The sequence below is a fragment of the Clostridium sp. MCC353 genome (assembly GCF_018785315.1).
In the GTDB taxonomy this organism is placed as follows: Bacteria; Bacillota; Clostridia; order Lachnospirales; family Lachnospiraceae; genus CHH4-2.
Window position 1 is genome coordinate 37,011 of record NZ_WQPN01000134.1, and the last position, 25,748, is coordinate 62,758.

General features: G+C 47.5%; 27 protein-coding genes and 1 riboswitch. Of the genes, 24 read left to right on the forward strand and 3 right to left on the reverse strand.

Annotated elements, in window-relative coordinates:
• Positions 1–10: 10 nt before the first annotated feature.
• The 5 genes from GPL15_RS21905 to GPL15_RS21925 all read left to right on the forward strand — a co-directional run bounded on the left by GPL15_RS21905 (position 11) and on the right by GPL15_RS21925 (position 6,388).
• A complete protein-coding gene (locus GPL15_RS21905; RefSeq protein ID WP_215700803.1) occupies positions 11–1,498 on the forward strand; it encodes a glutamate synthase subunit beta in 1,488 nt (495 codons plus the stop codon).
• An 814-nt stretch (positions 1,499–2,312) separates the two neighbouring features.
• A riboswitch (THF riboswitch) is annotated at positions 2,313–2,431 on the forward strand.
• 59 nt (positions 2,432–2,490) lie between these two features.
• Positions 2,491–3,063 carry a folate family ECF transporter S component gene (locus GPL15_RS21910; protein ID WP_215700804.1) on the forward strand — a complete coding sequence of 191 codons (573 nt, stop codon included), beginning with the start codon at positions 2,491–2,493 and terminating at the stop codon, positions 3,061–3,063.
• A gap of 232 nt (positions 3,064–3,295) precedes the next feature.
• Positions 3,296–4,354, forward strand: a complete 1,059-nt coding sequence (locus GPL15_RS21915) for an LCP family protein (RefSeq protein WP_215700805.1) — start codon at positions 3,296–3,298, stop codon at positions 4,352–4,354.
• Positions 4,355–4,364: 10 nt separating this feature from the next.
• Positions 4,365–5,081, forward strand: a complete 717-nt coding sequence (locus GPL15_RS21920) for a LytTR family DNA-binding domain-containing protein (protein WP_215700806.1) — start codon at positions 4,365–4,367, stop codon at positions 5,079–5,081.
• Positions 5,078–6,388, forward strand: a complete 1,311-nt coding sequence (locus GPL15_RS21925; protein WP_215700807.1) for a sensor histidine kinase — start codon at positions 5,078–5,080, stop codon at positions 6,386–6,388. Before GPL15_RS21920 ends, GPL15_RS21925 begins: the two co-directional genes overlap by 4 nt.
• Here the strand turns inward: GPL15_RS21925 and GPL15_RS21930 are convergent.
• On the reverse strand, positions 6,348–7,124 hold the full coding sequence (locus GPL15_RS21930; protein ID WP_215700808.1) for an HD domain-containing protein: 777 nt from the start codon (positions 7,122–7,124) through the stop codon (positions 6,348–6,350). The two genes, GPL15_RS21925 and GPL15_RS21930, sit on opposite strands and share 41 nt — an antisense overlap.
• A 67-nt stretch (positions 7,125–7,191) precedes the next feature.
• Here GPL15_RS21930 and GPL15_RS21935 point away from each other — a divergent pair, with 67 nt between their 5' ends.
• Both GPL15_RS21935 and GPL15_RS21940 read left to right on the forward strand, forming a co-directional pair.
• A complete protein-coding gene (locus tag GPL15_RS21935; RefSeq protein WP_215700809.1) occupies positions 7,192–8,028 on the forward strand; it encodes an Mrp/NBP35 family ATP-binding protein in 837 nt (278 codons plus the stop codon).
• Entirely contained in the window at positions 8,012–8,152 is a 141-nt protein-coding gene (locus GPL15_RS21940; RefSeq protein ID WP_215700810.1) for a hypothetical protein, read from the forward strand. Before GPL15_RS21935 ends, GPL15_RS21940 begins: the two co-directional genes overlap by 17 nt.
• A gap of 638 nt (positions 8,153–8,790) precedes the next feature.
• Here GPL15_RS21940 and GPL15_RS21945 read toward each other — a convergent pair.
• Positions 8,791–9,642 (reverse strand): D-amino acid aminotransferase, encoded by an 852-nt coding sequence (locus GPL15_RS21945; RefSeq protein WP_215700811.1) that lies wholly within the window; start codon positions 9,640–9,642, stop codon positions 8,791–8,793.
• A gap of 361 nt (positions 9,643–10,003) precedes the next feature.
• On the opposite strand from GPL15_RS21945, the gene GPL15_RS21950 reads away from it, so the two are divergent.
• Positions 10,004–10,711: a GTP pyrophosphokinase family protein gene (locus GPL15_RS21950; protein WP_215700812.1), complete on the forward strand. Its 708-nt coding sequence runs from the start codon at positions 10,004–10,006 to the stop codon at positions 10,709–10,711.
• 18 nt (positions 10,712–10,729) lie between these two features.
• On the opposite strand, the gene GPL15_RS21955 is transcribed toward GPL15_RS21950, so the two are convergent.
• Positions 10,730–11,473 carry a GNAT family N-acetyltransferase gene (locus GPL15_RS21955; protein ID WP_215700813.1) on the reverse strand — a complete coding sequence of 248 codons (744 nt, stop codon included), beginning with the start codon at positions 11,471–11,473 and terminating at the stop codon, positions 10,730–10,732.
• Positions 11,474–11,623: 150 nt separating this feature from the next.
• Between GPL15_RS21955 and GPL15_RS21960 the strand changes: the two genes are divergently transcribed.
• From GPL15_RS21960 to purD, 16 genes are all read left to right on the forward strand, one after another.
• Positions 11,624–11,983 carry a CidA/LrgA family protein gene (locus GPL15_RS21960; RefSeq protein WP_215700814.1) on the forward strand — a complete coding sequence of 120 codons (360 nt, stop codon included), beginning with the start codon at positions 11,624–11,626 and terminating at the stop codon, positions 11,981–11,983.
• A complete protein-coding gene (locus tag GPL15_RS21965) occupies positions 11,980–12,672 on the forward strand; it encodes an LrgB family protein (RefSeq protein WP_215700815.1) in 693 nt (230 codons plus the stop codon). Before GPL15_RS21960 ends, GPL15_RS21965 begins: the two co-directional genes overlap by 4 nt.
• Before the next feature lie 28 nt (positions 12,673–12,700).
• The gene (gene pepF, locus GPL15_RS21970; protein ID WP_215700902.1) at positions 12,701–14,500 is read left to right on the forward strand and encodes an oligoendopeptidase F; all 1,800 of its coding nucleotides are present in this window, start codon (positions 12,701–12,703) and stop codon (positions 14,498–14,500) included.
• Positions 14,487–15,248 carry a nitroreductase family protein gene (locus GPL15_RS21975; RefSeq protein ID WP_215700816.1) on the forward strand — a complete coding sequence of 254 codons (762 nt, stop codon included), beginning with the start codon at positions 14,487–14,489 and terminating at the stop codon, positions 15,246–15,248. Before pepF ends, GPL15_RS21975 begins: the two co-directional genes overlap by 14 nt.
• A gap of 64 nt (positions 15,249–15,312) precedes the next feature.
• Positions 15,313–16,230: an orotidine-5'-phosphate decarboxylase gene (pyrF, locus tag GPL15_RS21980; protein WP_215700817.1), complete on the forward strand. Its 918-nt coding sequence runs from the start codon at positions 15,313–15,315 to the stop codon at positions 16,228–16,230.
• 10 nt (positions 16,231–16,240) lie between these two features.
• Positions 16,241–17,014, forward strand: a complete 774-nt coding sequence (locus GPL15_RS21985) for a dihydroorotate dehydrogenase electron transfer subunit (RefSeq protein ID WP_215700818.1) — start codon at positions 16,241–16,243, stop codon at positions 17,012–17,014.
• On the forward strand, positions 17,014–17,916 hold the full coding sequence (locus GPL15_RS21990) for a dihydroorotate dehydrogenase (protein WP_215700903.1): 903 nt from the start codon (positions 17,014–17,016) through the stop codon (positions 17,914–17,916). Before GPL15_RS21985 ends, GPL15_RS21990 begins: the two co-directional genes overlap by 1 nt.
• A 58-nt stretch (positions 17,917–17,974) precedes the next feature.
• Positions 17,975–18,649 carry an orotate phosphoribosyltransferase gene (gene pyrE, locus GPL15_RS21995; protein ID WP_215700819.1) on the forward strand — a complete coding sequence of 225 codons (675 nt, stop codon included), beginning with the start codon at positions 17,975–17,977 and terminating at the stop codon, positions 18,647–18,649.
• A gap of 12 nt (positions 18,650–18,661) precedes the next feature.
• Positions 18,662–18,811, forward strand: coding sequence for a hypothetical protein (locus tag GPL15_RS22000; protein ID WP_215700820.1), 150 nt, complete (start codon positions 18,662–18,664; stop codon positions 18,809–18,811).
• Positions 18,812–18,872: 61 nt separating this feature from the next.
• The gene (locus GPL15_RS22005) at positions 18,873–19,352 is read left to right on the forward strand and encodes a VanZ family protein (protein WP_215700821.1); all 480 of its coding nucleotides are present in this window, start codon (positions 18,873–18,875) and stop codon (positions 19,350–19,352) included.
• Complete coding sequence (locus GPL15_RS22010; RefSeq protein WP_346345020.1) at positions 19,333–19,656, forward strand: DUF6142 family protein; 324 nt, start codon at positions 19,333–19,335, stop codon at positions 19,654–19,656. The genes GPL15_RS22005 and GPL15_RS22010 overlap by 20 nt, the downstream gene beginning before the upstream one ends.
• 4 nt (positions 19,657–19,660) lie before the next feature.
• Positions 19,661–21,727, forward strand: coding sequence for an aminopeptidase (locus tag GPL15_RS22015; RefSeq protein WP_215700822.1), 2,067 nt, complete (start codon positions 19,661–19,663; stop codon positions 21,725–21,727).
• Between the two features lie 190 nt (positions 21,728–21,917).
• Positions 21,918–22,430 carry a 5-(carboxyamino)imidazole ribonucleotide mutase gene (purE, locus tag GPL15_RS22020; RefSeq protein ID WP_215700823.1) on the forward strand — a complete coding sequence of 171 codons (513 nt, stop codon included), beginning with the start codon at positions 21,918–21,920 and terminating at the stop codon, positions 22,428–22,430.
• Between the two features lie 83 nt (positions 22,431–22,513).
• Positions 22,514–23,545 (forward strand): phosphoribosylformylglycinamidine cyclo-ligase, encoded by a 1,032-nt coding sequence (purM, locus tag GPL15_RS22025; RefSeq protein ID WP_215700824.1) that lies wholly within the window; start codon positions 22,514–22,516, stop codon positions 23,543–23,545.
• Entirely contained in the window at positions 23,539–24,126 is a 588-nt protein-coding gene (gene purN / locus GPL15_RS22030; RefSeq protein WP_215700825.1) for a phosphoribosylglycinamide formyltransferase, read from the forward strand. The genes purM and purN overlap by 7 nt, the downstream gene beginning before the upstream one ends.
• Positions 24,127–24,285: 159 nt before the next feature.
• Positions 24,286–25,560: a phosphoribosylamine--glycine ligase gene (gene purD, locus GPL15_RS22035; RefSeq protein WP_215700826.1), complete on the forward strand. Its 1,275-nt coding sequence runs from the start codon at positions 24,286–24,288 to the stop codon at positions 25,558–25,560.
• The last annotated feature ends 188 nt before the right edge of the window (positions 25,561–25,748 follow it).

Here is a 25,748-nt window from a genome sequence, read left to right on the forward strand (position 1 = left end):
GAGAAAAGATATGGGAAAGCCAACAGGATTTTTGGAGTTTGACAGGAAAGTCAGTGAAGCGGTGAGCCCAAAAGCCCGTATTAAGAATTTTAATGAATTCCACACTCCTCTTTGCGAGGCGGAGCAGCGCCGCCAGGGCGGGCGGTGCATGGAGTGCGGAGTGCCGTTCTGCCAGTCGGGAATGATGATAGGCGGGATGGCCTCAGGCTGTCCTCTGAACAACCTGATACCGGAATGGAATGACCTGGTCTATACCGGAAATTGGAATCAGGCATATAACAGGCTGAAAAAGACCAACAGTTTTCCGGAGTTCACCTGCCGGGTCTGCCCGGCCCCGTGTGAAGCCGCCTGTACCTGCGGCCTGAACGGAGACCCGGTGAGCATTAAGGAAAATGAAATGGCCATCATCGAGCGGGCCTATGAAACCGGCGCAGCCGCAGCCCGCCCGCCGAAAATCCGCACAGGGAAAAAGGTGGCTGTCATTGGTTCCGGCCCGTCCGGGCTGGCGGCTGCGGACCAGTTGAACAAGCGGGGCCACAGCGTGACTGTATTTGAGCGGGATGACCGGATCGGCGGTCTTTTGATGTACGGGATTCCCAATATGAAGCTGGAAAAACAAGTGATTGACCGTAAAATCGACATCATGAAAGAGGAAGGCATTGTATTTATTACGGATGCCAATGTGGGAGCCGGCTATAAGGCAGGAAAGCTTCTGAAGGAATTCGACCGGATCATTCTGGCCTGCGGCGCGTCTAATCCAAGGGATATCCAGGCGCCGGGAAGAGATGCCAACGGGATCTTTTTCGCGGTGGATTTCTTAAAGTCCACCACCAAAAGCCTGTTGAATTCCAATTTAGAGGACGGGGCGTTCATCTCCGCCAAGGGAAAACATGTGATCGTAATCGGCGGCGGGGATACGGGAAATGACTGCGTCGGCACCTCCATCCGCCACGGCTGCGCTTCTGTAACCCAATTGGAAATGATGCCCAAGCTTCCTGACAAACGGACAGAGGACAACACCTGGCCGGAGTGGCCGAAAATCTGTAAAACGGATTACGGACAGGAGGAATCCATCGCGGTGTTTGGAAGGGATCCACGGATTTACCAGACAACGGTAAAGGAATTCATAAAAGATAAGGATGGAAATGTGGCAAAAGCGGTATTAATCAGCCTGAAAGCCCAAAAAGACCCGGAATCCGGCCGTATGATGATGGTTCCTGTGGAAGGGACGGAGCGGGAAGTGCCTGCGGATCTGGTGCTGATCGCAGCAGGATTTTTAGGCGCCCAGAAGTACGTGGCCGACGCATTCGGCGTCGAATTGGACGCCAGAACCAATGTGGCGGCGGAGGCAGGGAAATACCGTACCAATATCGATAAGGTATTCGCGGCCGGCGATATGCGCCGGGGCCAGTCCCTTGTGGTATGGGCCATCCGGGAAGGCCGGGAGGTGGCGAAAGAGGTGGATAAAAGCCTGATTGGGTATTCTAATCTGGCGTAGGGGGGTGTTCCTGTTTGAGGTGTTCGTGAAAGTTACGCCGTGAATCCCGGGAACGGGGGCAGGCGGCAGGCCAGTCCGGGTCCGGAGGCGCCGGTTTCACGCCGGATGCGGCTCCAGGCCCCCAGGAGGCCGGGGCACGGTCCGCGGTTTCGGCTCATGGTTCCGGCCGGGGCAGATCTAGGGCTGAAAGGAAGGAAAATGAAGGGTACCGTGAGCATTCATTGAGAATTTCTGAAGAAATTCTCAATTCAGGCTCCCTAAATCGCTGACTTTGAGGTCAGCGATTTCCCCTCCATTTTCCTCCCTTTCAGCCCAAGATCTGCCGACGGCCGGAACAAATCGCCGAAACCGCGGACCGTGCCCCGGCCTCCTGGGGGCCTGGAGCCGCATCCAGTGGGAAACCGGCGCCTCCGGACCCAGACTGGCCTGCCGCCTGCCCCCGTTCCCGGGATTCACGGCTGGGGATTGGGGGAATAGGGGATTAATAGTTGAAAAATAGTTTCTTTGGTTTATTTTTTATAGCTAAATAAGTGCCAGAGTTTCGAATTTGAATTGTGGAGAAGAAGATGAAGTTCTAAGTGTGTATTTGTGCTGAAAATACGCGGTATTTTATGGCGGAAATAGGAGATGAATATATAATTAGAAAAGAACATTTTTAAAAATGGCGGAGATCAGATTGGCGATCATTTTTTCGGCAGAGGAAAGAAGGGAAGATACTATTACCTGAAAGTATTGGAAATTGTAATAAAAATAAGAAAAGGTATTTACATTTTTAAATGATATGGTATACTCATGAAAACAATAAAATAAGAAACGCAGAGTAGACTTGCGTGCGTTAAGTGCCGGCTGAACAGGGAGTTGTCAGTTGGACGAAAAGAATATTTCTTGGAAAACAGGGAATTTCTTGCGGTACACAGGTCGCATCCCGCTGCACGGAAGAGGTATTTATCTCCTGTTGTAGTATGAGAGGTCTGCAAAGGAGGTAATTTTTTATGCGAAAATTAGCAACTTTGTTCTCAGATTCGTATCATGAATTCAAACAAGTGAGAACTGTCACAACTGCGGCCATGTTCGCCGCGATTTCCGTAGTTTTAGGTTATTTTACGATTGTAATCGGGGACTACATTAAGATTGGTTTTTCAACCATAGCCAGTCAGTTTGTGTATTATTTATTCGGCCCGGTGGTGGGCGGTTTGTTTGGCGGAGCTTTGGATCTTCTGAAGTACATTATAAAGCCGACGGCGGCATTTTTCCCGGGCTGGACGGTCAGCGCCATGATCGCGGGTGTGCTTTATGGGGTGATTCTTTATAAAAAGCCCATCAATTTTTGGAGGATTTTGATTGCGGAACTGGTGGTGTCAGTGGTTTGCAATATGCTGTTGGGAACCCTGTGGCTCAGCATGATGTACGGTAAGGGATTTATGGTCCTTCTTCCAATGAGGGTGTTTAAAAATATGATCATGTGGCCCATCAATTCCATGCTTTTTTATACCATCAGCAAGGCGCTGGAATCAACCGGAATATTCCGGATCATCAAGAATTTTCGTATGGTTCAGGCCAGATAGAACAGGATAGCTGCAGCAGGTTTTGGTTTTTGGAAGAGAACCCAGGCCTGCTGCAGTTTTTTGATTTTGGGAAGAAACCCAGGCCTGCTGCAGTTTTTTAGTGGCGGTCATTTTTTGCCTTTTCGCGGTCAGAATGGGGTGGAGGCGGGAGAGGCTGATATAATGAGGACAGTTCAAAACGTTTAAGTTCTGCAGACTACAAACTTTGAAATTCATGAAAGGGGCGAATGCTATGAATTTACTGAAGGGAAAAATAAATGTGGGGATTTTAAAAAAAATAGGGATTTCTATTATGGCCATCTGCCTGTTTTTGATTTGCTCTGCTGTCTTATATGTTACGAAACTGGCTTCCATGCCGCAGAAACTGCCTGAGACGGAGGGAAATATCGCAGATATCACCAATGCCAATCTGGAAAAATTGACGGAGAAAAAAATGGATGACTATTGGACCATTGCAATTTTTGGAGTGGACAGCAGGAATGGGGAGATCGGATCAGGAACCAATGCGGACACCCAGATGGTTATGACTGTAAACCGGGCTGACGGAGCGATCCGGCTGGTGTCCGTGTATAGGGATACATTTTTGATAAAAAATACGGAAACAGACAGTTTTGGAAAGATCAACAGCGCTTATGCCGAGGGAGGGCCAGTTCAAAATGTGATGGCCCTGAACACCAATCTGGATTTAAAGATCACCGACTACATCACATTTTCCTGGAAGGCGGCTGTGGACGCCATCAATATGCTGGGTGGAATTGATCTGCAGATTACGGACGCGGAATATTATTTTATCAATGCATTTATAACGGAAACCGTGAATTGCACCGGAGTGGCGTCCAGCCATTTAAGCGGTCCCGGAATGCAGCACTTAGACGGTGTGCAGGCAGTGGCTTACAGCAGGCTGCGCCTGTCGGATACGGATATGAAACGGACGGAGCGCCAGAGAAAGGTGATGGAACTGGTTCTCGAAAAGGCCCGCCGGGCTGGCTGGGAGGAGCTGCTGGGAGTTTTAAATGTGGTTCTCCCCCAAACAGCCACCAGTCTGAACTTTGATGATCTGGCAATGATGGCAAAGAATATAACTGAGTATAAAATAGTGGAAACCGGTGGTTTTCCGTTTGACCAGGAAGAGGCCCGTTTGGGCACATATGGGGCCTGCCTGATACCCAATACGCTGGAATCCAACGTGACTAAGCTCCACAGACTGCTTTATCAGGATGAAGATTATAAGTGTTCGGATAAAGTAAAGGAAATCGGGAAAGAAATATTAAAACAGGCGGTAAGGAATTGAGGTGTGAAACATGATCCGGTTTGCAGTGTGCGACGACCAGCAGGAATTTGCTGATAAAGAGAGAAACATAATTGAACAATACTGCCGGGAAAATGGAATCGGGGCTGAAATAAGGGACTATACGGACAGTGGAATGCTGCTCTATGATATTCAGGAAGGAATACATTTTGATATGATACTGCTGGACATTGAAATGCCCCGGCTGGACGGCATGGAACTGGCGGCGATGATAAGGGAAAAGCTTTCCCAGGCCATGATTTTATTCGTAACATCCCACACAAAATATGCGATTAAGGCATTTGAACTGTCCGTATTCCGCTATATTCCCAAGTCCGAGATGGAAAAGTCCCTGCCTCTGGCCCTGTTTGACGGTTTGAACCTGATTTCCTGGCAGGACCGGGAGTGTTATCTGATCGAATCGCCCAGAAAGGTGCAGAAAGTCAATATCAGCGATTTAATCTACATATATAAAAAACAGAAATATGCGATTCTGGTTACAAAGACAGAGGAAATACCGGTCCGGAAATCTCTGAATCAGGTTTTGGAAGAACTGAAACGGGAAGAATTTTTGATGATCGAGCGGGGATTCATCATCAACCTCTATTATGTGGTGAAAATGGAGGGTTCAGAGGTTTTGCTGCGGGATGGAATCCGCCTTCCTGTGGGCGGAAGCTATCAAAAAGAAGTGAGGGATAAAATAGCATCGTTTTGGAGGAAGCGGTTATGAACCAATTGTTTTTAGCGGGAGAGATGGCGGCTGATTTCATTGAGGCTCTGCTCTGTTATCATTTTGTCAATTTATTTGTTCCCCAGAAAATTAAGGGGGGAGTCCGCTTTATCATCTTATCGGTGCTCCTTTTAATAACCATGCAGACGGCTGAACATTTTAACATATTTCCACTGATTACCACATTGTGGTTTGTGTTCTATATCTGTATGACATCGGTTCTGGTATTTCAGGTGGATGCGTTTTATTCGGTTTCCCTGGTCAGTTTTTATATCCTGTGCGCTTATATCATCGACTTTTTCTGCCTGTCGGCCATGGGAGTGCTGGGGAAAAACCAGCAGTTCGCCCAGATGGTCATAAGCCAGCTCTCTCTGTGGAGGTGCGCCTATCTGGCGGTAAATAAGCTTCTCTTGTTTTTATTCTACCTGCTGGTGAAAAAGGCGTTGAAAAAGGAACTTTTTTTTAATGCGTCCATGATATTTACGGTATCATTTTTGGGGCTTTGCGGCGTGGGTTTTTTATCCTGGCTGACCATCCAGGAAACCAGCGTCCATGCCCTGTTTTCCTGGAGTATGTGCATTGTCCTTTTGTTTGTATTCTATTTCACCCTGCTTTTCTATACCAATTACAGGAAGGAAAAGGAGACATCTTCAATTCTGCAGCTGAAGGATCAGATGGTGAGGCGGGAATATGAACTGGTTTTAGGGCAGCAAAAACAACAGCAGGAAATGTCACACGATCTGAAAAATCACCTGCTGGTGCTGTCAACCATGATGGAAGAGGGGAGATATGATGAGGCCAAGGCCTATATCGGGCGGCTGGGAGAGCCGATTAACCGTTTGTCCGGTCAGATTTGGACCGGAAACGCCACCCTTGACATCCTATTGAACCATTTTAAAGGCCAGGGAGAACAGTTGGGAATCCCTTTCACGATCCAGGCGGACGCCATGAATCTTTCCGGAATGGAGGATCAGGATATCTGCTGTCTGTTTGCCAACCTCCTGGATAACGCGCTGGAGGCGGCACAGAAAGTTCCGCAGCAGAAACGGTGGGTGCAGGTCAAAATGCGTAAAATCAATGAAATGCTGTTTTTTATCATATCAAATTCCATGCTGGAAAAGCCGCTGCAACAGGGGCAGTCCCTGATTTCATCGAAAAAAGAGAGCGGGATGCATGGGCTGGGAATCCGGAGTGCGGCCCGGTCGGCAAAAAAATATGGCGGCGTATTGGAATATGAATATGATAATGAGAAATTTACCGCAGTTATCACATTTTTGGAAGGGCTGCAGCCTTCAGATAATCCATAGCGGCAGCATGGACTGTTTTCATCCGTTCTGCCGTTTTGGCATTGGAATAAGGGACGCGTTTTACCAGGCGGGTGATGTAATCGCGTTCCAGCAGATATTTTAAACCGGAAGGAAAATTGAAGTCGTAAATATATCCCAGATAAGAAATCCACATATCCATATGTGTGCGGCGTTCGCTGTTTAAAATGGGAATGTGGTTTAAAAACTTCTGATAGATCTCATCGGTGATCTCTTCCCGTCCCAGTTCTTCTTCGGAAACGTCCACCATGGTCTTCATGTCGGAAACGTCTTTCACCCTGAAGTTATCCATCTTATCCGCATCCCGGATCAGCCGGCTGTGAAGCAGAACCTGTCCTTTAAGCCCTTCTTCCATGCGGTACAGGCCGTGGTTTTTTATGGCTGTATAGATGATGGTATCGTAAGTGCGTTCGGGGATAAATGATTCGATCAGCCGCTTTTCAAACAAAATGTCAAGGCTGCACTGGGCATGGGGCATTATGGCGTCGTCAAAACTGTTGTACAACCGTAGCTGCTCAAACCGTCCGATGTCATGAAGAAGGGCGGTGTGCCTGGCAATTTCTGTATCTTCAACGGTCAGCTTTAAGTCTGCCGTGAGATAATCCATAGCTGAAATAACCCCGTATGTATGGATGATTTTCAGTTTAATCTTATCATCTTCCCTGTCGTATTGATCCAGATATTTTTCGAAAATTTCTTCTGCGTGTTTAAAATTCATGGACAATCTCCTTAAATGAGAATATAATACTATCTATGTGATTATAACATAATTTGGAGGTAAAGCAATGAGTGAAAATTGTACACATAACTGCAGCAGCTGCGGTGAAAGCTGTTCCAGCCGCACTCAGGAGCAGACCAGCTTTTTAGAGCCGCTTAACCCGGCAAGTTCCGTTAAAAAAGTGATTGGAGTTGTCAGCGGAAAGGGCGGAGTGGGCAAATCCCTGGTTACAGCCATGATGGCGGTGAAGATGAACGCAAAAGGTCATAAGACAGCCATTTTGGATGCGGATATTACAGGACCTTCCATACCCAAGGCATTTGGCATTTCCAAAGACAGCGTTGGAATGGCGGGAGAGAACCTGATGGTTCCGGCCACCAGTTCAACCGGTATCGAGATCATGTCGGCCAACCTTCTTTTGGATCATGATACGGATCCTGTTATCTGGAGAGGACCTGTGATTGCGGGCGCGGTAAAACAGTTCTGGCAGGAAACCCTGTGGGAGAATGTTGACTATATGTTTGTGGATATGCCTCCGGGAACAGGAGATGTCCCTCTTACCGTATTCCAGTCCCTTCCTGTGGATGGAATTATCATTGTCACATCCCCTCAGGAACTGGTGTCCATGATCGTTGGTAAAGCGGTTAATATGGCGAAGAAGATGAACATTCCGATTATCGGGCTGGTTGAAAATATGAGCTATCTGGAATGCCCGGACTGCGGAAAGAAGATTTCCGTATTCGGTGAGAGCCATATTGATGAAGTTGCCAAAGAGTATGGTGTTCCGGTAATCGCGAAGATCCCGATCCGGCCGGAAACGGCAGGGGCTGTGGATGCGGGAACCATAGAGTATTTAGACGCGCCGTGGCTTGATGAGGCGGCGGGGATTGTGGAGAAAATTTGATTTAAGCCGTGAACGTTACGCAGGAAAGCGGGACGAGGGGGCGGCGGCAGGTCCGGGCTTTGGGAACGGGCCGGGCCGGACGGAATCCAACGGCGCAGGAAAGCGGCTTCCAACCGTAAGTTAATCTAAGGCCGCAGGGATGGAAAAGGACGGTCCGATGCCCATTCACGGTGAACTCTTTATGGACTTCACCGTTCAGTGGGCATCTCAGAAACTGATTTGGTTTTCAGTTTCTGCCCGTCTTTTTCCATCCCTGCGGCCTAAGATTAACTAAACGGTTTCCAGACGCCTTCCTGCACCGTTGGATTCCATCCGGCCCGGCCCGTTCCCAAAGCCCGGACCTGCCGCCGCCCCCTCGTCCCGCTTTCCTGCTATATATCAAATCTATAAAGGTTTTTGACAAGGGCATAATAAAACAACTGAAAAAACAGGTGCCAACCTACAACAAAACGCCGCTATTGGAGACAATGGGCGGCGTTTTTGTGTATATGGGAAAATTGCGGCGGACATTATATGGGCAAGGCTGGATTGTCATGTCGCTGGTATGGCCCCATGCACTTCTGGATATTTTGCGTCCAGAAGTAGTAAGGGGGTATTGACTAGAAAAGGAGGTCTGCGCTATGAATACGGTGCAGAGAGCCTTGATTATAGATAATGACTTGAACATAAAGGCCGTCAAGGCGCGGGCACTCTGACAAAACAGGTGCTTGAACAAGCCTTGTTTCTTCCCGGCGTTACTCTTACGTAAACATTAAGTGGAAATTATTCCCTCATTTCCGTATCTGCCAGATATTTTTTCCAATACGCATCTTTAAGCACATCCACAATCTCAGCCGCCTTTCCGCCTACTGGGATTCCGTCAATTTCACAGGCCGTTTTGCAGAGTTTGCTGGCGCTGGATACGATTACCTCATCGGCGGACATCAGCTCATCCAGGGTAAAAGGCGTTTCGTCCACAGGGATGTTGTGATCCTTGCAGATGCGGATCAGATGGGAGCGGGTGATTCCCGGCAGTATGTAGTGGTCGGTTGGATGGGTTTTGAATACGCCGTCCTTTATGATGGACACATTGCTGTGTGCGCATTCTGTCACGATGTTTCCGCGGTGGAAGACGGCTTCATTGCAGCCCGCTTCGGAGGCCTTTTGGGCGGCCATGACGTTGGGCAGAAGGTTCAGGGTTTTAATATTGCAGTGAAGGAAACGGGTGTCTTCTGTGGTGATCAGTTTCAGCTTTTTGGAGAGGTCGAATTCGCCGCCGGGTTTGATCATAATCCAGATATTGACCGGAACATCTCCCTTGGGGAATTCGTGGGTCCGTTCTGCCGTTCCTCTGGTAGCCTGCCAGTAGACAAATTGGTTGGGAGAATCCACTTTTTGAACCATGTCCATCACCAGCGCCTTCATCCCGGCTTTTGTATAAGGAAGTTTGATCTTTAAAAGGCCGGCGCTGTTGTAAAAGCGGTCGATGTGATCGTCCATGGCAAAGGGAACGTGATTCCTGGCAGTGGTGGCTTCGTAAACGCCGTCCCCGAACCAGCAGACGCGGTCGTTCATCGGAACGGTCATCTCGTCCAATGGCCCGTAATTTCCATTATAATAACCTAATTTTTCCATAAATGTCCTCATTTCTGCGCAGCTTTTTATTAAAAAACAGAGCCTGCGGATGCCGCACCGACACAAACTCCGTTCATGGTTGAAATTAAAATAAAATAGCAGATTTTATAGGATGAAAATCTGATTGAATCATAACATGGAGGGATATTTTTGTAAAGAATGATTCTGCTGACAGGTTTTTGCTCACAGCCCCTCATCAGTAAAGCCGGCAGGCCGGCAGCTCCGTCCGGTTGGCTTTGCTCATAGAGGGCTGTGAACTGTAAGTCTGGGGGCTTTAGAAAATTTTAAGCATTCTCCCATTGATGATAATGTGATTTACGTATATAATATTCGTAGGACAATAGGAACCAGAGGTGTACTAATGAATATTAACATGAATCCCAATAGTGAATTGGAACAATCCATCGTCAGCGTTCCGGATTTGGTGCATGTTCCGGATAATTGGGCGGATCAGGCATATCAGTTCCAGCAGGTGATGATGATGTTTACCTGCGCAATCCGTGAAGTGAAAACCAAGTTAGAGGTGTTAAACGACGAACTTTCAGTGAAAAACCAGAGAAATCCCATTGAGATGATAAAATCCAGAGTGAAAAAGCCTAAGAGCATTATTGAAAAGCTGCAGAGGAGAGGGCTGGAGATTTCCCTTGAATCGGTGCTGAATAATCTGGATGATGTGGCGGGTATCCGTGTGATCTGTTCCTTTGTGGATGATATTTATGAAGTTGCGGACATGCTGATCCGGCAGGATGATATAACGGTCATTACGATTAAAGATTATATTAAGAATCCCAAGCCCAATGGTTACAGAAGTTATCACATGATCATCGAGATTCCGGTATTCTTTTCCGACCGGAAAAAACCCATGAGGGTTGAAGTGCAGATCAGGACAATCGCGATGGACTTCTGGGCCAGCCTGGATCATCAGTTGAAATATAAAAAGGAATTTGTGGATTCGGAAGAGATCGGGCAGGAATTAAAGACCTGCGCAGATGTGATTGCCCAGACGGATATTAAGATGCTGGAAATCAGAAAGAGAATTGAGGCCCAGGGAATCACCGTTAAAAAGTAACCATCAACAGCCATTCGGTTAATAAAGGTAGTAGGACAGGGTTTCGCAGATGTGGAACCCTGTTTTCTTATATAAGGACAGGGCCGCTTTATTGGCGCTTGTCACCTGCAGACGGAGAATGAGGATTCCGTTTTCCATCAGACGGGGAAAGAGGCTCCATAGAAAACGTGTGCCCAGACCCTGGTTTCTGAAGGGTTCTTTTATTTCCATTTCATAAAGGCAGGCGGAACCGCAGCCGTAATCCAGACGGCAGCTTCCGATCAATTGATGATTTAACAGGCCGAGGCAGAGCCCGTCTTCCTGAAATTCAAGGTGGATGGGATCTTCCGGCTCTGTCTCTTTTTTTATGGCGCGTTCCATCATATATTCAGAATAGTCGTATTCAGCTCCGATGGCATTGAGTACGTTCATCGTTTCCCGGCATCCGGGGGAAGTTACGAAAAGCAGATCATATCCGGCGTCTTCCTTTTCTTCCTTTTCTTCCAGCCAGGAGAGGGCCAGATCAAAGAGCTGGGAAAAACAGCCCTGGCCCCGCTTTTCAGGAAGGGTGAAAGCGGTGCATTCACAGCAGTCTTCCCAGGAAAAGAAGAGGGATAGGGCGCTTATGAGAGAGCCGTCGTCATCGAAAAGCAGAAAATGGCGGGCGCCCTCCTCCAGGGGATAGGAAAGCCGCGTGGAATCATGGCCGCAGCAGGATGTTACGACAGAACGAATCTGAATTTTTTCTTCTTCACTGAGTGTCCAGGTCTGTTTGGTTTTCATAAGATCTCTCTTTTCCGGTTTTTATATAGTATAGTACAAGAAAGGCGCCTGTTTCAACCAAATATTTTCCATATTTTACATTGTTTGAACAATATCATAATGGTAGAATATGAATTACAAAAAGAATAAGCGGAATATCGGGGGAAAGCAATGAAATACTTAAAACAAATCAGCATTATTTTTGGAATTACCATGATCGGGGAACTGTTGAACCAGATTCTTCCATTTCCCATCCCTTCGGGAGTGTACGGGCTGTTTTTGCTTTTGGCGGGGCTGTGTTCAGGGATAATAAAGTTAGAGGATGTGGAGCGGACGGGAAACCTGCTTCTGGACCTGATGCCTCTCATGTTTGTGCCGGTTTCGGTGGGACTTCTCGACAGTTTTGAAGCGCTGAAGGCAGTGTTGATTCCCATTGTTGTGATATCATGTGTTTCCACCATAGTGGTCATGATTGTTACAGGTAAGACAGCAGAATGGATTATACACAGAAATGAGAGGAGAAAATCATGAGCGATATGTTGTCTGCATCCCTATTTTTCGGACTGGTAATCAGTACGGTCACTTATCTGTTTGGTATCTGGGTTAAGAATAAAACGAAGCTGGCCCTGTTTAATCCGCTTCTCATTTCCGTGGCGCTGGTTATTTTGTTTTTGGTGGTATTTAAGATCGATTATGAAGAATATAATAGAGGGGCAAGTTATATCTCCTATTTTTTGACGCCTGCCACAGTGTGTCTGGCAATTCCGCTGTATAAGCAGCTGAGGCTGTTAAAGAAGCACCTGCTGGCTGTGATCGGCGGCATTGCGTCGGGAGTGGCGGCCAGCGCGTTCAGCATTTTTGCGTTGAGCCTGGTGTTTAAACTGGAACATGTGCACTATGTCACCCTGCTTCCCAAATCCATTACAACCGCAATCGGTATGGGAGTCAGCGAAGAAGCGGGAGGAATTGTAACGTTAACGGTGGTTAGTATCATAATTACCGGAATTTTAGGGAACATAATAGCAGAGACTTTATTTAAGATTGCGAAAATCACCCATCCCATCGCAAAGGGATTGGCACTGGGCACTTCCGCCCATGCGATCGGTACGGCGAAAGCGCTGGAGATCGGGGAAATCGAAGGGGCGATGAGCAGTTTAGCCATTGCGGTGGCTGGACTGATGACGGTTCTGGTGGTGCCTGTGGTGAGCGGTTTGATTTGACGAATATAAGCTTTGGAAGGGAGAAATGATGAAAAAAAGAGAAGAGATACCAGTGGAGTTCACATGGAAAATGGAAGATATGTTTTCTGACGACAGGGAGTGGGAATCTTTATATAAAGAAACAGAGGCGCAGTTGGAACGCTATGAGGAGTTTAAGGGCCATCTGGCTGATTCCGCCAAAACCCTGTATGAATGTTTGAAACTGGATGATGAACTGTCCTTAAAGCTGGAACGGATTTTCGTCTATGCGAAGCAGAAATCAGACCAGGATACGGCAAATCCTCTTTATCAGGATTATACGTCCAGGGCGCAAAGCCTTTCTTATAAAGCGGCGGCCCTGTCCTCCTATATTGTACCTGAAATCCTGTCAATGGATGAGGGGCTTTTAAAGGAGTATATGGAATCCGGCAATGGGCTGGAACATTTTAAACGGGCCGTGGATTTATTGATGCCGAAGAAGCAGCATACCCTGTCGCCTGAGATGGAGGCGCTTCTGGCCGATTCCTATGAGGCCACCCAAAGCCCGTCCCAGATATTCGGAATGTTTAACAATGCGGATCTTCGTTTCCCTGTAATCAAAGATGCGGATGGAAATGAGGTGCAGATCACCCATGGAAATTATATTTCTTTGATGGAAAGCAGTGACAGGCGGGTCAGAAAGGATGCGTTCCAGGCTCTTTATGGATGTTATAAACAATTCAGCAACACCCTGGCCGCCACTTACAGCGCCAACGTAAAGCAAGCCATATTTTATGCTAAGGCGAAGAACTATTCATCCAGCCGGGCCCATGTCCTGGCGGAGAATGAGATACCGGAGGAAGTCTACGACAACCTGATTAAAGCGGTCCGCCGGTTTCTTCCGGCTCTGCACCGTTATGTGGGAATCAGGAAAAAGGTGATGGGGCTGGATGAGATCCATATGTATGATATTTATGCGCCCATGGTTTCAGATGTTAAGAAAACCGTATCTTTTGAAGAAGCCAAGGAAATGGCTGAGGCCGGACTTACGCCGTTAGGCGGCAGATATCTGGAACTTCTCAGGGAAGGCTTTGATAACCGGTGGATCGATGTGTATGAGAATGAAGGAAAGCGGAGCGGGGCCTATTCCTGGGGCGCTTATGGAAGCCATCCCTATGTGCTTCTCAATTATAATGATACCCTGGATTACGTGTTCACTCTGGTCCATGAGATGGGGCATGCCCTTCATTCCTGGCATTCTGACCATAGCCAGCCTTATACTTATGCAGGATATAAGATCTTTGTGGCGGAAGTGGCGTCTACCTGCAATGAGGCGCTGCTGATCCGTCATTTGCTGGGGTGCAGCAAAGACAAGAAAGAAAAAAAGTATCTGATCAATCATTTTTTAGAGAGTTTCCGCACCACCTTATTCCGTCAGGCCATGTTTGCGGAGTTTGAAGCCATGACCCATAAGATGGCGGAAGAAGGAAAGAGCCTGACAGCGCAGACGCTTTGCGGGCTGTATCATCAGTTAAATGTGGATTATTTTGGTCCGGACATGGTTGTGGATCCGGAAATTGATTATGAATGGTCCCGGATTCCCCACTTTTATACGCCATTTTACGTATACCAGTACGCAACCGGCTTTTCAGCCGCAATTGCCATCAGCACAAAGATCCTGAGTGGGGATCAGGAAACGATAAATGGCTATTTTAAGTTTTTAAGTGGAGGAAACTCCATGTCTCCAATCGATTTATTACGGCTGTGTGGGGTGGATATGTCTTCTCCGGAACCGGTTGAGGAAGCTTTGAAGGTATTTGAGAGTTTGTTGGAAGAATTTGAACAGGAGAATGAGGATGAACCTATATGAGGCCATAAGCGGAAGAAAGTCGGTCCGTAAGTTTTCAGAGGCCCTGCTTCCGCAGAAAATGCTGGATCAGATACTGGCATTCTGCAGAAAAGCGGCGCTTTTGGACTATGAGATTGAGACTAAGGCGGAAATACTCGATAATACAAAGGGATCGGTCAGATTAAAAGGGCTGTGGAAAGTCAATGCGCCCTACTATCTGGTGCTCTCTTCACAGGATAAAAAGGGATGTGAACGAAACGGCGGCTATCTGGCGGAACAGGTGGTTTTATACCTGACCGCCAAAGGGCTTGGGAGCTGTTATCTGGGGGGATCTAAGGCTGATGTTCTGCTGCCCAGGGGATGGAAAGAGATCATTGTCATTGCGTTCGGATATGCCCAGGGAGTTCTTCTGAGGGAGGCTTCAAGGGCAAAAAGGCTTTCGCTGAAGGATCTGTGTATTTTTAAAGAGGAACCCAGCGAGAATGTGAAGACTATTTTAAAGGCGGCCCGTCTGGCTCCGTCTTCCATGAATACGCAGCCATGGCGTTTCATCGTATATAAGGACCATTTCAGCCTGTTTTCCTGCCGGGACCGTCTGCCGGTTCCTATGCTGTCGTCTATGAGGGAATTTAACATCGGAATCGTGCTGGCCCATATCATGCTGGCGGCGGAGGAACTGTGGCTTAGAATGGGCTTTGAAGTGGAGGAATCCCTGAGCAGGAAGGTTTATAAAAATGGGGAGTATGTGGGGACGATAACATTGCAATAACCATGGACTTATGCTAAAATGGGAAAGAATAACAATTAAGAGAAAACCGAGGAGGATATGGTTGATGATTAGTCAATTGATCGAAAAAATACAGAAAACGAAAGCGCCGATCTGTGTGGGATTGGATCCGATGCTGGGGTATATCCCGGAGCATATCACGAAAAAGTCATTTGCGGAGTTTGGAGAGACTTTGGAGGGGGCTGCTGATGCGATCTGGCAGTTTAATAAAGAAATCGTTGATCATACCTGTGACTTGATTCCGTCTGTTAAACCGCAGATTGCCATGTATGAGCAGTTCGGAATCGAAGGTTTAAAGATATATGAAAAGACAGTGAGCTATTGCCGGGAGAAAGGGCTTGTTGTAATCGGGGACGCCAAGAGGGGCGATATCGGCTCAACTTCTGCGGCATACGCCACCGCCCACATCGGTCAGGTTCAGGTTGGCTCCAAGTCCTATTCCGGATTCCATACGGATTTTGTGACCGTTAATCCGTATTTTGGAACCGACGGGGTAAAACCCTTTGTAGATGTATGTAATAAGGAAGATAAAGGTTTATTTATCCTGGTTAAGACCTCCAATCCGTCCAGCGGGGAGTTCCAGGATAAGCTGATCGACGGAAGGCCGTTATATGAGCTTGTAGCCGATAAAGTTGTAGAATGGGGAAATGAATCCATGGACGGAGCTTACAGCAACATCGGAGCGGTAGTGGGAGCTACCTATCCTGAGATGAGCAGAATCCTCCGCAAATTAATGCCCAATACTTATTTCCTGGTGCCTGGCTACGGCGCCCAGGGCGGAACTGCAGAAGATTTAAAATACTGCTTTAATGAAGACGGTCTGGGAGCAATTGTCAATTCCTCCAGAGGAATTATCGCTGCATACAAACAGGAAAAATACGCAAAATTCGGCGCGGAGCATTTCGCGGAGGCCTCCAGACAGGCAGTGATTGATATGGTTGCCGATATAAACAGCGTATTATAGGAGGAAGTCCATGAGTCAGGTGAAATTAACTGCGGTTGTGGACAGCCAGAAAAGGCTGGTTCCTGATGTGTACAGCATGTGGATCTGCTGCGGGGAGATTGCGGAACAGGCGGTTCCGGGGCAGTTCATTTCCGTCTATTCAAAGGACGGTTCGAAACTCCTTCCCAGGCCCATCAGCATTTGTGAAGTGGATAAGGACGCGGGAAAGCTGAGGATTGTTTACCGGGTTGTTGGAGCGGGGACGGAGGAATTCTCCGGATATGAGGCGGATGATGAGATTGTGATCATGGGGCCGTTGGGAAATGGTTTCCCGGTGGCGGAAAATAAGGGCAGAAAGTCATTTTTGATCGGCGGCGGAATCGGAATACCGCCTATGCTGGAACTGGCAAAGAATCTGGACGGGGAGAAACAGATGGTTTTAGGTTACCGGGACGTGCTGTTTTTAAACCGGGAATTTGAGGATTACGGCAGTGTGACAATAGCTACGGAAGACGGAAGCACGGGCACCAGAGGGAATGTGCTGGATGCCATCCGGGAACAGGGGCTGGATGCGGAAGTGATCTATGCCTGCGGCCCTACGCCTATGCTGCGCGCCATTAAATCCTATGCAGCGGAACATGGAATCGAATGCTGGCTGTCTCTGGAAGAGAAGATGGCCTGCGGAATCGGCGCCTGTCTGGCCTGTGTCTGCCAGTCCAAAGAAGTGGATCACCATTCCCACGTGCATAATAAACGGATCTGCAAGGACGGACCGGTATTCCGTGCAGAGGAGGTGGAATTGTGATGAATACGAAAGTGACTCTGGCGGGGATTACCCTTAACAATCCGGTCATGACTGCGTCGGGGACATTTGGTTCCGGCGCTGAATACGGCGGGATGGTGGATTTGAACAAGCTGGGAGCGGTGGTGACAAAGGGTGTGGCCAATGTGCCCTGGCCCGGCAATCCAACGCCCAGAATAGCGGAAACCTATGGAGGTATGATCAATGCCATCGGCCTTCAGAATCCGGGAATCGATGTGTTTGTGGAACGGGACATTCCGTTTTTGAAGAAATATGATACTAAGATCATTGTCAACGTATGCGGAAGAACCACTGAGGATTATGTGGAAGTGGTGGAACGGCTGGCGGATGAGCCGGTGGATATGCTGGAGATCAACATTTCCTGCCCCAATGTAAAGGAGGGAGGAATCGCCTTCGGACAAGATCCGAAAGCGGTGGAGGCGATCACCAGAGAGGTGAAGAAATACGCCAGACAGCCGGTTATTATGAAGCTGAGCCCCAATGTTACGGATATCACGGTGATGGCAAAGGCAGCGGAGGCGGGGGGCGCGGATGTGCTGTCCCTGATCAACACGCTGACCGGCATGAAGATCGATATTCACAAGAGATGTTTTGCGGTGGCCAATAAAACGGGCGGGCTTTCCGGCCCTGCGATCAAACCTGTGGCGGTGCGCATGGTTTATCAGGTATCCCATGCGGTATCGGTTCCTGTGATTGGGATGGGAGGCATTATGAACGCGGAAGACGCCATTGAGTTTATGATGGCGGGAGCTTCGGCGGTATCCGTGGGCACGGCCAATTTCCATAATCCATACGCGACGGAGGAAATTGCAGCGGGCATTGAAGCGTACATGAAGAAGTATAATATAGAAGATATTAATGAATTAATTGGGTGTGTGGACTGATCTGTGTTATGATTCACGATAAACACAGCGGTGAACGCCGGTTACGGAGGAAGAATCAGTGGAACAGTATAAGCAGGAATTTATTGAGTTTATGGTAGACAGCCAGGTGCTGAAATTTGGAGAATTTACATTAAAGAGCGGAAGAAAATCCCCATTTTTTATGAATGCGGGAGCCTATGTGACGGGAACCCAGCTTCGCAAACTGGGCGAATATTATGCAAAAGCAATCCACGATAACTACGGAACGGATTTTGACGTATTGTTCGGGCCGGCTTATAAGGGGATTCCGTTGAGTGTGGCAACCACAATCGCATTCAGCGAATTATACGGCAAGGATATTAAGTATTGTTCCAACCGCAAGGAAGTGAAGGATCATGGCGATGTGGGCATACTGCTTGGCAGCCCGATCAAAGACGGTGATAAGGTGGTAATTATCGAGGATGTTACCACATCCGGCAAATCCATTGAAGAGACATTTCCCATCATCCAGGCCCAGGGTAAGGTCCAGATCATCGGACTGATGGTTTCCTTAAACCGGATGGAGAGGGGAAAAGGCGAAAAGAGCGCTTTGGAAGAGATCAAAGAAACCTATGGATTCGACGCGAATGCCATCGTAACCATGAATGATGTGGTGGAACATTTGTATAATAAGGAATATCAGGGAAAGATTATTATTGATGATAAGATTAAAGCAGCCATCGATATGTATTATGATCAGTATGGTGTAAAATAAGGAGTGAACCGAATGGAAAAGGTTTATAAAACGATGAGAAATGCCGGAGTCTGCAGTATCGTTGTAGGCATTATCATTTTGGCGGCAGGAATTGCAGCCGGAACAATGTCCATTATCAGCGGCGCCGTTTTGCTGAAGCGTAAATCAAATATAACATTTTAATTAAAAGGGGCAGTATTCGCCAAGGGTGAGTGCTGTCCTTTTATAACCATTGAGGAGTATTATGATAAAAGGGAGTACGAAACTTCAGAAGTTCGGATGGATTTTTTTTATTCTCTATCTGATTTCTTTGACATATTTTATGTTCTTTGCAGAATCATTTGGAAGGTCTGCCCAGGAACAGACGAGATACGCATATAACCTGCAGTTGTTTAAGGAGATTAAGCGGTTTTATATATACAGGGAGCAGCTTGGCTTTAAGGCATTTTTTTTGAATATATTCGGCAATGTAATCGCATTCATGCCGTTTGGATTTTTCCTTCCGGTTGTGAGCAGAAGAGGACGCCATTGGTATAATACCTTTCTTCTGGGATTCAGTTTAAGCCTCTGCATAGAGACAACACAATTGATTTTCAAGGTGGGAAGTTTTGATGTGGATGACCTCTTACTCAATACCATTGGAGGTATTTTGGGATTTATCTGTTATAAAATCATTCAGAAAGCCCGGGTTAGGAGGAAACTTCGTGGAAAGAAGACATACTAGAGTTTCATATGTGAAAAAGCCGCTGGCAAAACGCAGTTTTATGTCCATCGGTTTGGTGACAGCAGGTTTGTGCTTATTTGCGGCCGGCATGTATCTGAGTATAAAGAACCAGGGACAGGCGCCGCTCAATGTGGCGGCCATGGTATTTTGCAGTCTGATTCTCAACTTGGTGGGGGTCTGGTACGGAGCTCTTTCCTTTTTGGAGAAGGAAAAGAACTATATTCTGGCCAAAGTGGGAATTGTGGTTGGAGGGCTGGAAATTTTCGCCTGGATTTTGATTATGATTGTGGGAATAGGAGGCTGAAATTATGGATTACCGTGTATTGTTGAAAGAAGAGAATGAAGCGGTCATGGAGCGGTATGAGCTTTCCATGGAGCGGATCAGGGAGATGGAGGGAGAGGATACGGTTTCTCTGCCTTACAGGGAGTATTTTAAACGGACGGCGGATTTTATCTTGATGATCGGTAAACTGGTGGAGGAATTAAACCGGGGAATGCTGAAAGAAGCACCTTTTGAGGAGCTAAAATCATGGAACCGCAGGCTGTATCAGGATATAGAGGAAGGCACATATGAGAAGAGCTTCGCAAACCCTGCCTATGCGGTGAAGATGCTGGGAGACGGTGTGGGACAGCTCCTCTCTTTTCTTTATGCGGAAATCAGAGGGGATATTGTATTCGCTTATGAGAACAGGCTTGGGGATATTACGATTCTGAACGAGCTGTTTATCGAAATCTATAACATGTTTGAGGAAGGGATTCCCCAGGCAAAGAAGATCAAGGACGCCCTTTACTGGTTTATCAACGATTACGCGGATCAGATGATCTCTTACCGGATGAGGGAATCGCTGGATCCCGGGTTCTCTTTCGCTGTGGATATCATCATGAATGAGAACCTGAATGATCTCAGATATCTGTACCATTTCGGTGAGCAGATTACGGATAATGAATTAAAGACAGCCGGTTTTTTAAACAGCCTGCCTCAGGAAACGATTGAGCTCATGGCCCATACCTATACGGAAGGCTACCGCAAGGGGTTTGAAGTGATGGGCAGGGATCTGTCGGGGAAGAAAAATGTGGCGATCCGGTATGAACTGGGTTTTGAACGGATGGTAAAGCAGGCGGTTATTAATTTCAGAAACATGGGGCTGGAGCCGGTTATTTACCGGGCGGCCGTCCAGACTTTAAATAAAAACCCCAACCGGAAAGTGGGGTATTACAGCGCTTCGGGAAATAAGCAGTATGAATATGACCACCGTTACGACGGAGCTGTTTACCTGACCGGAACCTTTAAAAATAAGAGAAAGGACATTCTGCGCTCTTCCTATGAGGCGTTAAAAAAGGAAGCGTCCCTTTTTGCCGGACCTGCTGTGATTGAGACTTTTGGGGAAAATGGTTTCGAGCCGGTCAACAAACCGGAGGCGTTTGGCCTTTCGAAAAAGCAGGAACAGCTTACCATCGCTTATGCCAATGAATCCATGCAGATATCCAATGAATATATGCCGGGAGATGAGACCAGCTTTACGATCATCGCATTTCCAATTCCGGCCATTGGGAAAGATTTTGAAGATATTTTCAAGGAAACCATCCGAATCAATACCCTGGATTACGAAGTTTATAAAGGGATTCAGCAGGTGATCATCGATGTGCTGGACCGGGCTGCCGGTGTGAGGATCAAGGGCAGCGGGGGCAATGAAACACAGCTTTTCGTGGCTCTTCATGAGCTGGAATGCCCGGATAAACAGACGAATTTTGAAAACTGCGTGGCTGACGTCAATATTCCGCTGGGAGAAGTTTTTACATCCCCGGTTTTAAAGGGAACAGAAGGGATTCTGCATGTGGAAAATGTCTACATCGGTGATATTCAGTTTAAGAACCTGCGCCTTACATTTGAAAACGGCATGGTGACGGATTACGGATGTGGGAACTTTGAAAAGGAAGAAGAGGGAAAGAGGCTGGTGAAGCAGGTGATCTTAAAGAACCATGATTCGGTTCCAATGGGTGAGTTCGCCATAGGGACCAACACCACCGCCTATGCCATGGCTAAGAAATTTGGAATTATCGATAAACTGCCGATCCTGATTGTGGAGAAGATGGGGCCTCATTTTGCGGTCGGAGATACCTGTTACAGCTGGTCGGAAGATTCTCCGGTTTATAATCCGGACGGCAAGGAGATCATTGCGCGGGATAATGAAATTTCCCTGCTCAGGAAAGAGGATGTGTCAAAAGCTTACTTTAACTGCCACACGGATATTACAATTCCCTATGATGAACTGGATTATATCGAAGCGGTTGACCGGAAGGGAAATGCTGTGAGAATTATTGAGAACGGCCGGTTTGTGCTCCCCGGTTTGGAGGAGTTAAACCGGGCATTTTAACCCAAGCGGTTAAGCGATTGAATTATGTATGAAAAAATCATTGACGCAGGGAATAAAACCTAGTATTATAATTAATAAGTAAGTATGCATTAATTAATATTACTTATAAGATGAGCTTATTAATCCTGGAGCGCAATGTTATGAATGGCTTTGGGATCAAAGGATTATAATGAGAAAAGGAGAATTTACTATGGCAAAAGTTGGTATTGTTATGGGCAGCGACTCAGATATGCCGGTAATGGCACAGGCAGCAGATATCTTAGAGAAATTAGGCGTGGAATGTGAGATGACCATTATTTCAGCTCACAGAGAGCCGGATGTATTTTTTGAATATGCAAAGTCTGCGGAGGCAAAAGGCTTTAAGGTGATTATTGCCGGAGCCGGAAAAGCGGCCCACCTTCCCGGCATGTGCGCGGCTATTTTCCCAATGCCTGTAATCGGTATTCCGATGAAGACTTCAGACCTTGGCGGTGTGGATTCCCTTTACTCAATTGTTCAGATGCCGTCGGGAATCCCGGTAGCTACGGTGGCGATCAACGGCGGAATGAACGCCGGTATCCTGGCGGCTAAAATTCTGGCCACCTCTGATCCGGAACTTCTTCAGAGATTGAAAGATTATTCGGAATCCCTTAAAAATGATGTGGTTAAAAAAGCTGAGAAATTAGATCAGATCGGATATAAAGAGTATCTTGCACAGAAATAATAACAGTTAAATTGATTGCCGCCAAACCCGCGTAAAGCGGAGTTTAAACAGGATATGGGCGGAAAATGGAGATGGAGGAAGTTATGGATTACAAGAAGGCTGGAGTTGATATTGAAGCTGGTTATAAATCGGTGGAACTGATGAAGAAACATGTGATGGAGACCATGAGGCCGGAAGTTTTAGGCGGAATCGGCGGTTTTTCAGGTGCATTTTCTTTAGAAGCGATTAAGGGCATGGATCATCCGGTGCTGTTATCCGGTACGGACGGGGTCGGAACCAAGCTGAAGCTGGCATTTATTTTGGATAAACACAATACGGTGGGAATCGACTGTGTTGCCATGTGTGTGAACGATGTGGCCTGCGCGGGCGGCGAGCCGTTGTTTTTCCTGGATTATATCGCATGTGGGAAAAATGTGCCTGAAAAGATCGCTGCAATCGTCAGCGGAGTGGCGGACGGCTGCAAGCAGTCCAATGCGGCTTTGGTGGGCGGTGAAACTGCCGAGATGCCTGGATTTTATCCGGAAGATGAGTACGATCTGGCCGGTTTTGCCGTAGGCGTAGTGGATCAGAAGGATTTAATCGATGGAAAAGACCTGGCGGAAGGGGATGTGCTGATCGGCATGGCTTCTTCAGGCGTACATAGCAATGGATTCTCTTTAGTTCGTAAGGTATTTGAAAATGAAATGAATAAGGAGGGGCTGAACACCTATTATGAGGAGCTTGGCACCACCTTGGGAGAGGCATTAATCGCTCCTACCAAGATCTATGTAAAAGCGCTCCGTTCGGTTAAAGAAGCGGGCGTTAAGATAAAAGCATGCAGCCATATTACGGGCGGCGGCTTCTACGAGAACATCCCGCGTATGTTAAAAGAAGGAACCAGAGCGGTGATTAAAAAGGACAGCTATGAAGTGCCTGCTATTTTCAGGCTGCTGGCTGCAAAGGGCGAGATCGCGGAAGAGATGATGTACAATACTTACAATATGGGGATCGGCATGATCGTGGCGGTGGATCCTGCGGATGTGGATAAAACGGCTGCGGCCATAAAAGATGCCGGTGAAACTCCTTATGTGATCGGTTCTGTGGAAGCGGGAGAAAAGGGAGTGACCTTATGCTGAGAGTGGGCGTGATGGTTTCCGGCGGAGGAACCAACCTTCAGGCCATTTTGGATGCATTGGACAGCAAAAAGATTACGAATGCTGAAATCCAGGTGGTTATCAGCAATAATAAGAACGCATATGCGCTGGAACGGGCCAGAAATCACGGGATACCGGCAATTGCGGTTTCGCCTAAGGATTTTGAAACCAGAGAGGCGTTTAATGAGGCATTTTTGGCAAAAGTGGATGAATATGAGCTGGATTTGATCGTGCTGGCCGGATTCCTGGTGACCATTCCTGTTGCCATGATCCAGAAATACCGCAATAAGATCATCAACATCCATCCATCCCTGATCCCTTCGTTCTGCGGCGTGGGATATTATGGGCTGAAAGTTCATGAAGCGGCTCTCAAAAGAGGCGTGAAGATCACAGGGGCCACGGTTCATTATGTGGATGAAGGGGTTGATTCCGGCCCCATCATTCTGCAGAAGGCGGTGGAAGTGATGGAAGGCGATACGCCGGAGATCCTTCAGAGACGGGTGATGGAACAGGCGGAATGGGTGATACTTCCGCAGGCCATCCAGATGATAGCGAACAGATGATTTCCCCATTGGGGTGCAGGGGGACCTGCATCCCGGATGGGGTATTTTGGATTCATGAGGGCAGTGAGCATGAGGATGGAAGCAGAAAGGCCTCAAGGGAATGGAATAAAATTTGACTATGTATTTTGAGCCGTTTTGAGCGGCGGAACGGAGGAATATATGAAAGTACTGATCGTTGGCGGAGGCGGACGGGAACATGCGATTGCATGGAAAGCGGCACAGAGCCCCAGGGTAGAAAAGATCTACTGCGCGCCGGGAAATGCAGGAATTGCCGAAGTGGCTGAGTGCGTGGACATTGGTGTGATGGAATTTGATAAGCTGGTGGAATTTGCAAAGGGACATGAGATCGATTTGTCCATTATAGGGCCGGATGATCCTCTGGCGGCGGGAGCTGTGGACGCGTTTGAGGCAGCGGGTTTACGGGTGTTCGGACCTCGTAAGAACGCGGCGATACTGGAGGGATCTAAGGCATTTTCCAAGGATTTGATGAAAAAATACAATATCCCTACGGCAGCGTATGAGAATTTTGATTCAGCAGAAGCTGCTCTTGAATATCTGGAGACAGCTCCTATGCCCATCGTGCTGAAAGCGGACGGCCTGGCTCTGGGAAAAGGGGTTTTGATCTGCAATACGCTGGAAGAAGCGAAAGAGGGCGTTAAGACCCTGATGCTGGACAAACAGTTTGGTTCTGCGGGAAACAGGATTGTGGTGGAGGAGTTTATGACCGGAAGAGAGGTTTCAGTGCTCTCTTTTGTAGACGGGAACACCATTAAGATCATGACTTCGGCTCAGGATCACAAACGGGCCAAAGACGGGGATCAGGGGCTTAATACGGGCGGTATGGGAACATTTTCACCCAGTCCCTTCTATACGGAGGAAGTGGATGCATTCTGTAAAAAACACATTTATCAGGCGACCGTGGACGCCATGAAAGCGGAGGGAAGGGAATTTAAAGGAATTATATTCTTTGGCCTCATGCTGACGGAGAACGGGCCGAAAGTTCTGGAATACAATGCCAGATTCGGAGATCCGGAGACCCAGGTTGTGCTTCCGAGAATGAAAAATGATATTGTAGATGTATTTGAAGCCTGCATCGACGGAACCCTGGATCAGGTGGAACTGGAGTTTGAGGACAACGCGGCGGTGTGCGTGGTGCTGGCATCGGCTGGGTATCCTGAACACTATGAAAAAGGATTTAAGATCAGCGGCCTGGATGCATTTGCCGGAAAAGACGGATACTATGTGTTCCACGCGGGGAGTAAGTTCGATGAGGACGGCGATGTGGTAACCAACGGCGGACGGGTGCTGGGAGTTACGGCGACCGGAGATGATCTGAAGCAGGCCAGGGCGAATGCTTATGAGGCAGTGAAGTGGGTTGAGTTTGGGAATAAGTATATGAGGGGGGATATTGGGAAGGCGATTGATGAGATATAGATGTCGAATGGTGTCGATTGGAATAGTTTAAGGAAATAATACTGTATAGTAAAATAGACTTCAGACACATTCATATAACAGGTGACGTTGAAAAGATAGATTGCTATTTCTGATATTATTGCGTATAATAAATATAGGAAAGCGAGCGTCAACTCGCTGGTGTGGCTGACACCTAAAATCCGAAAGCA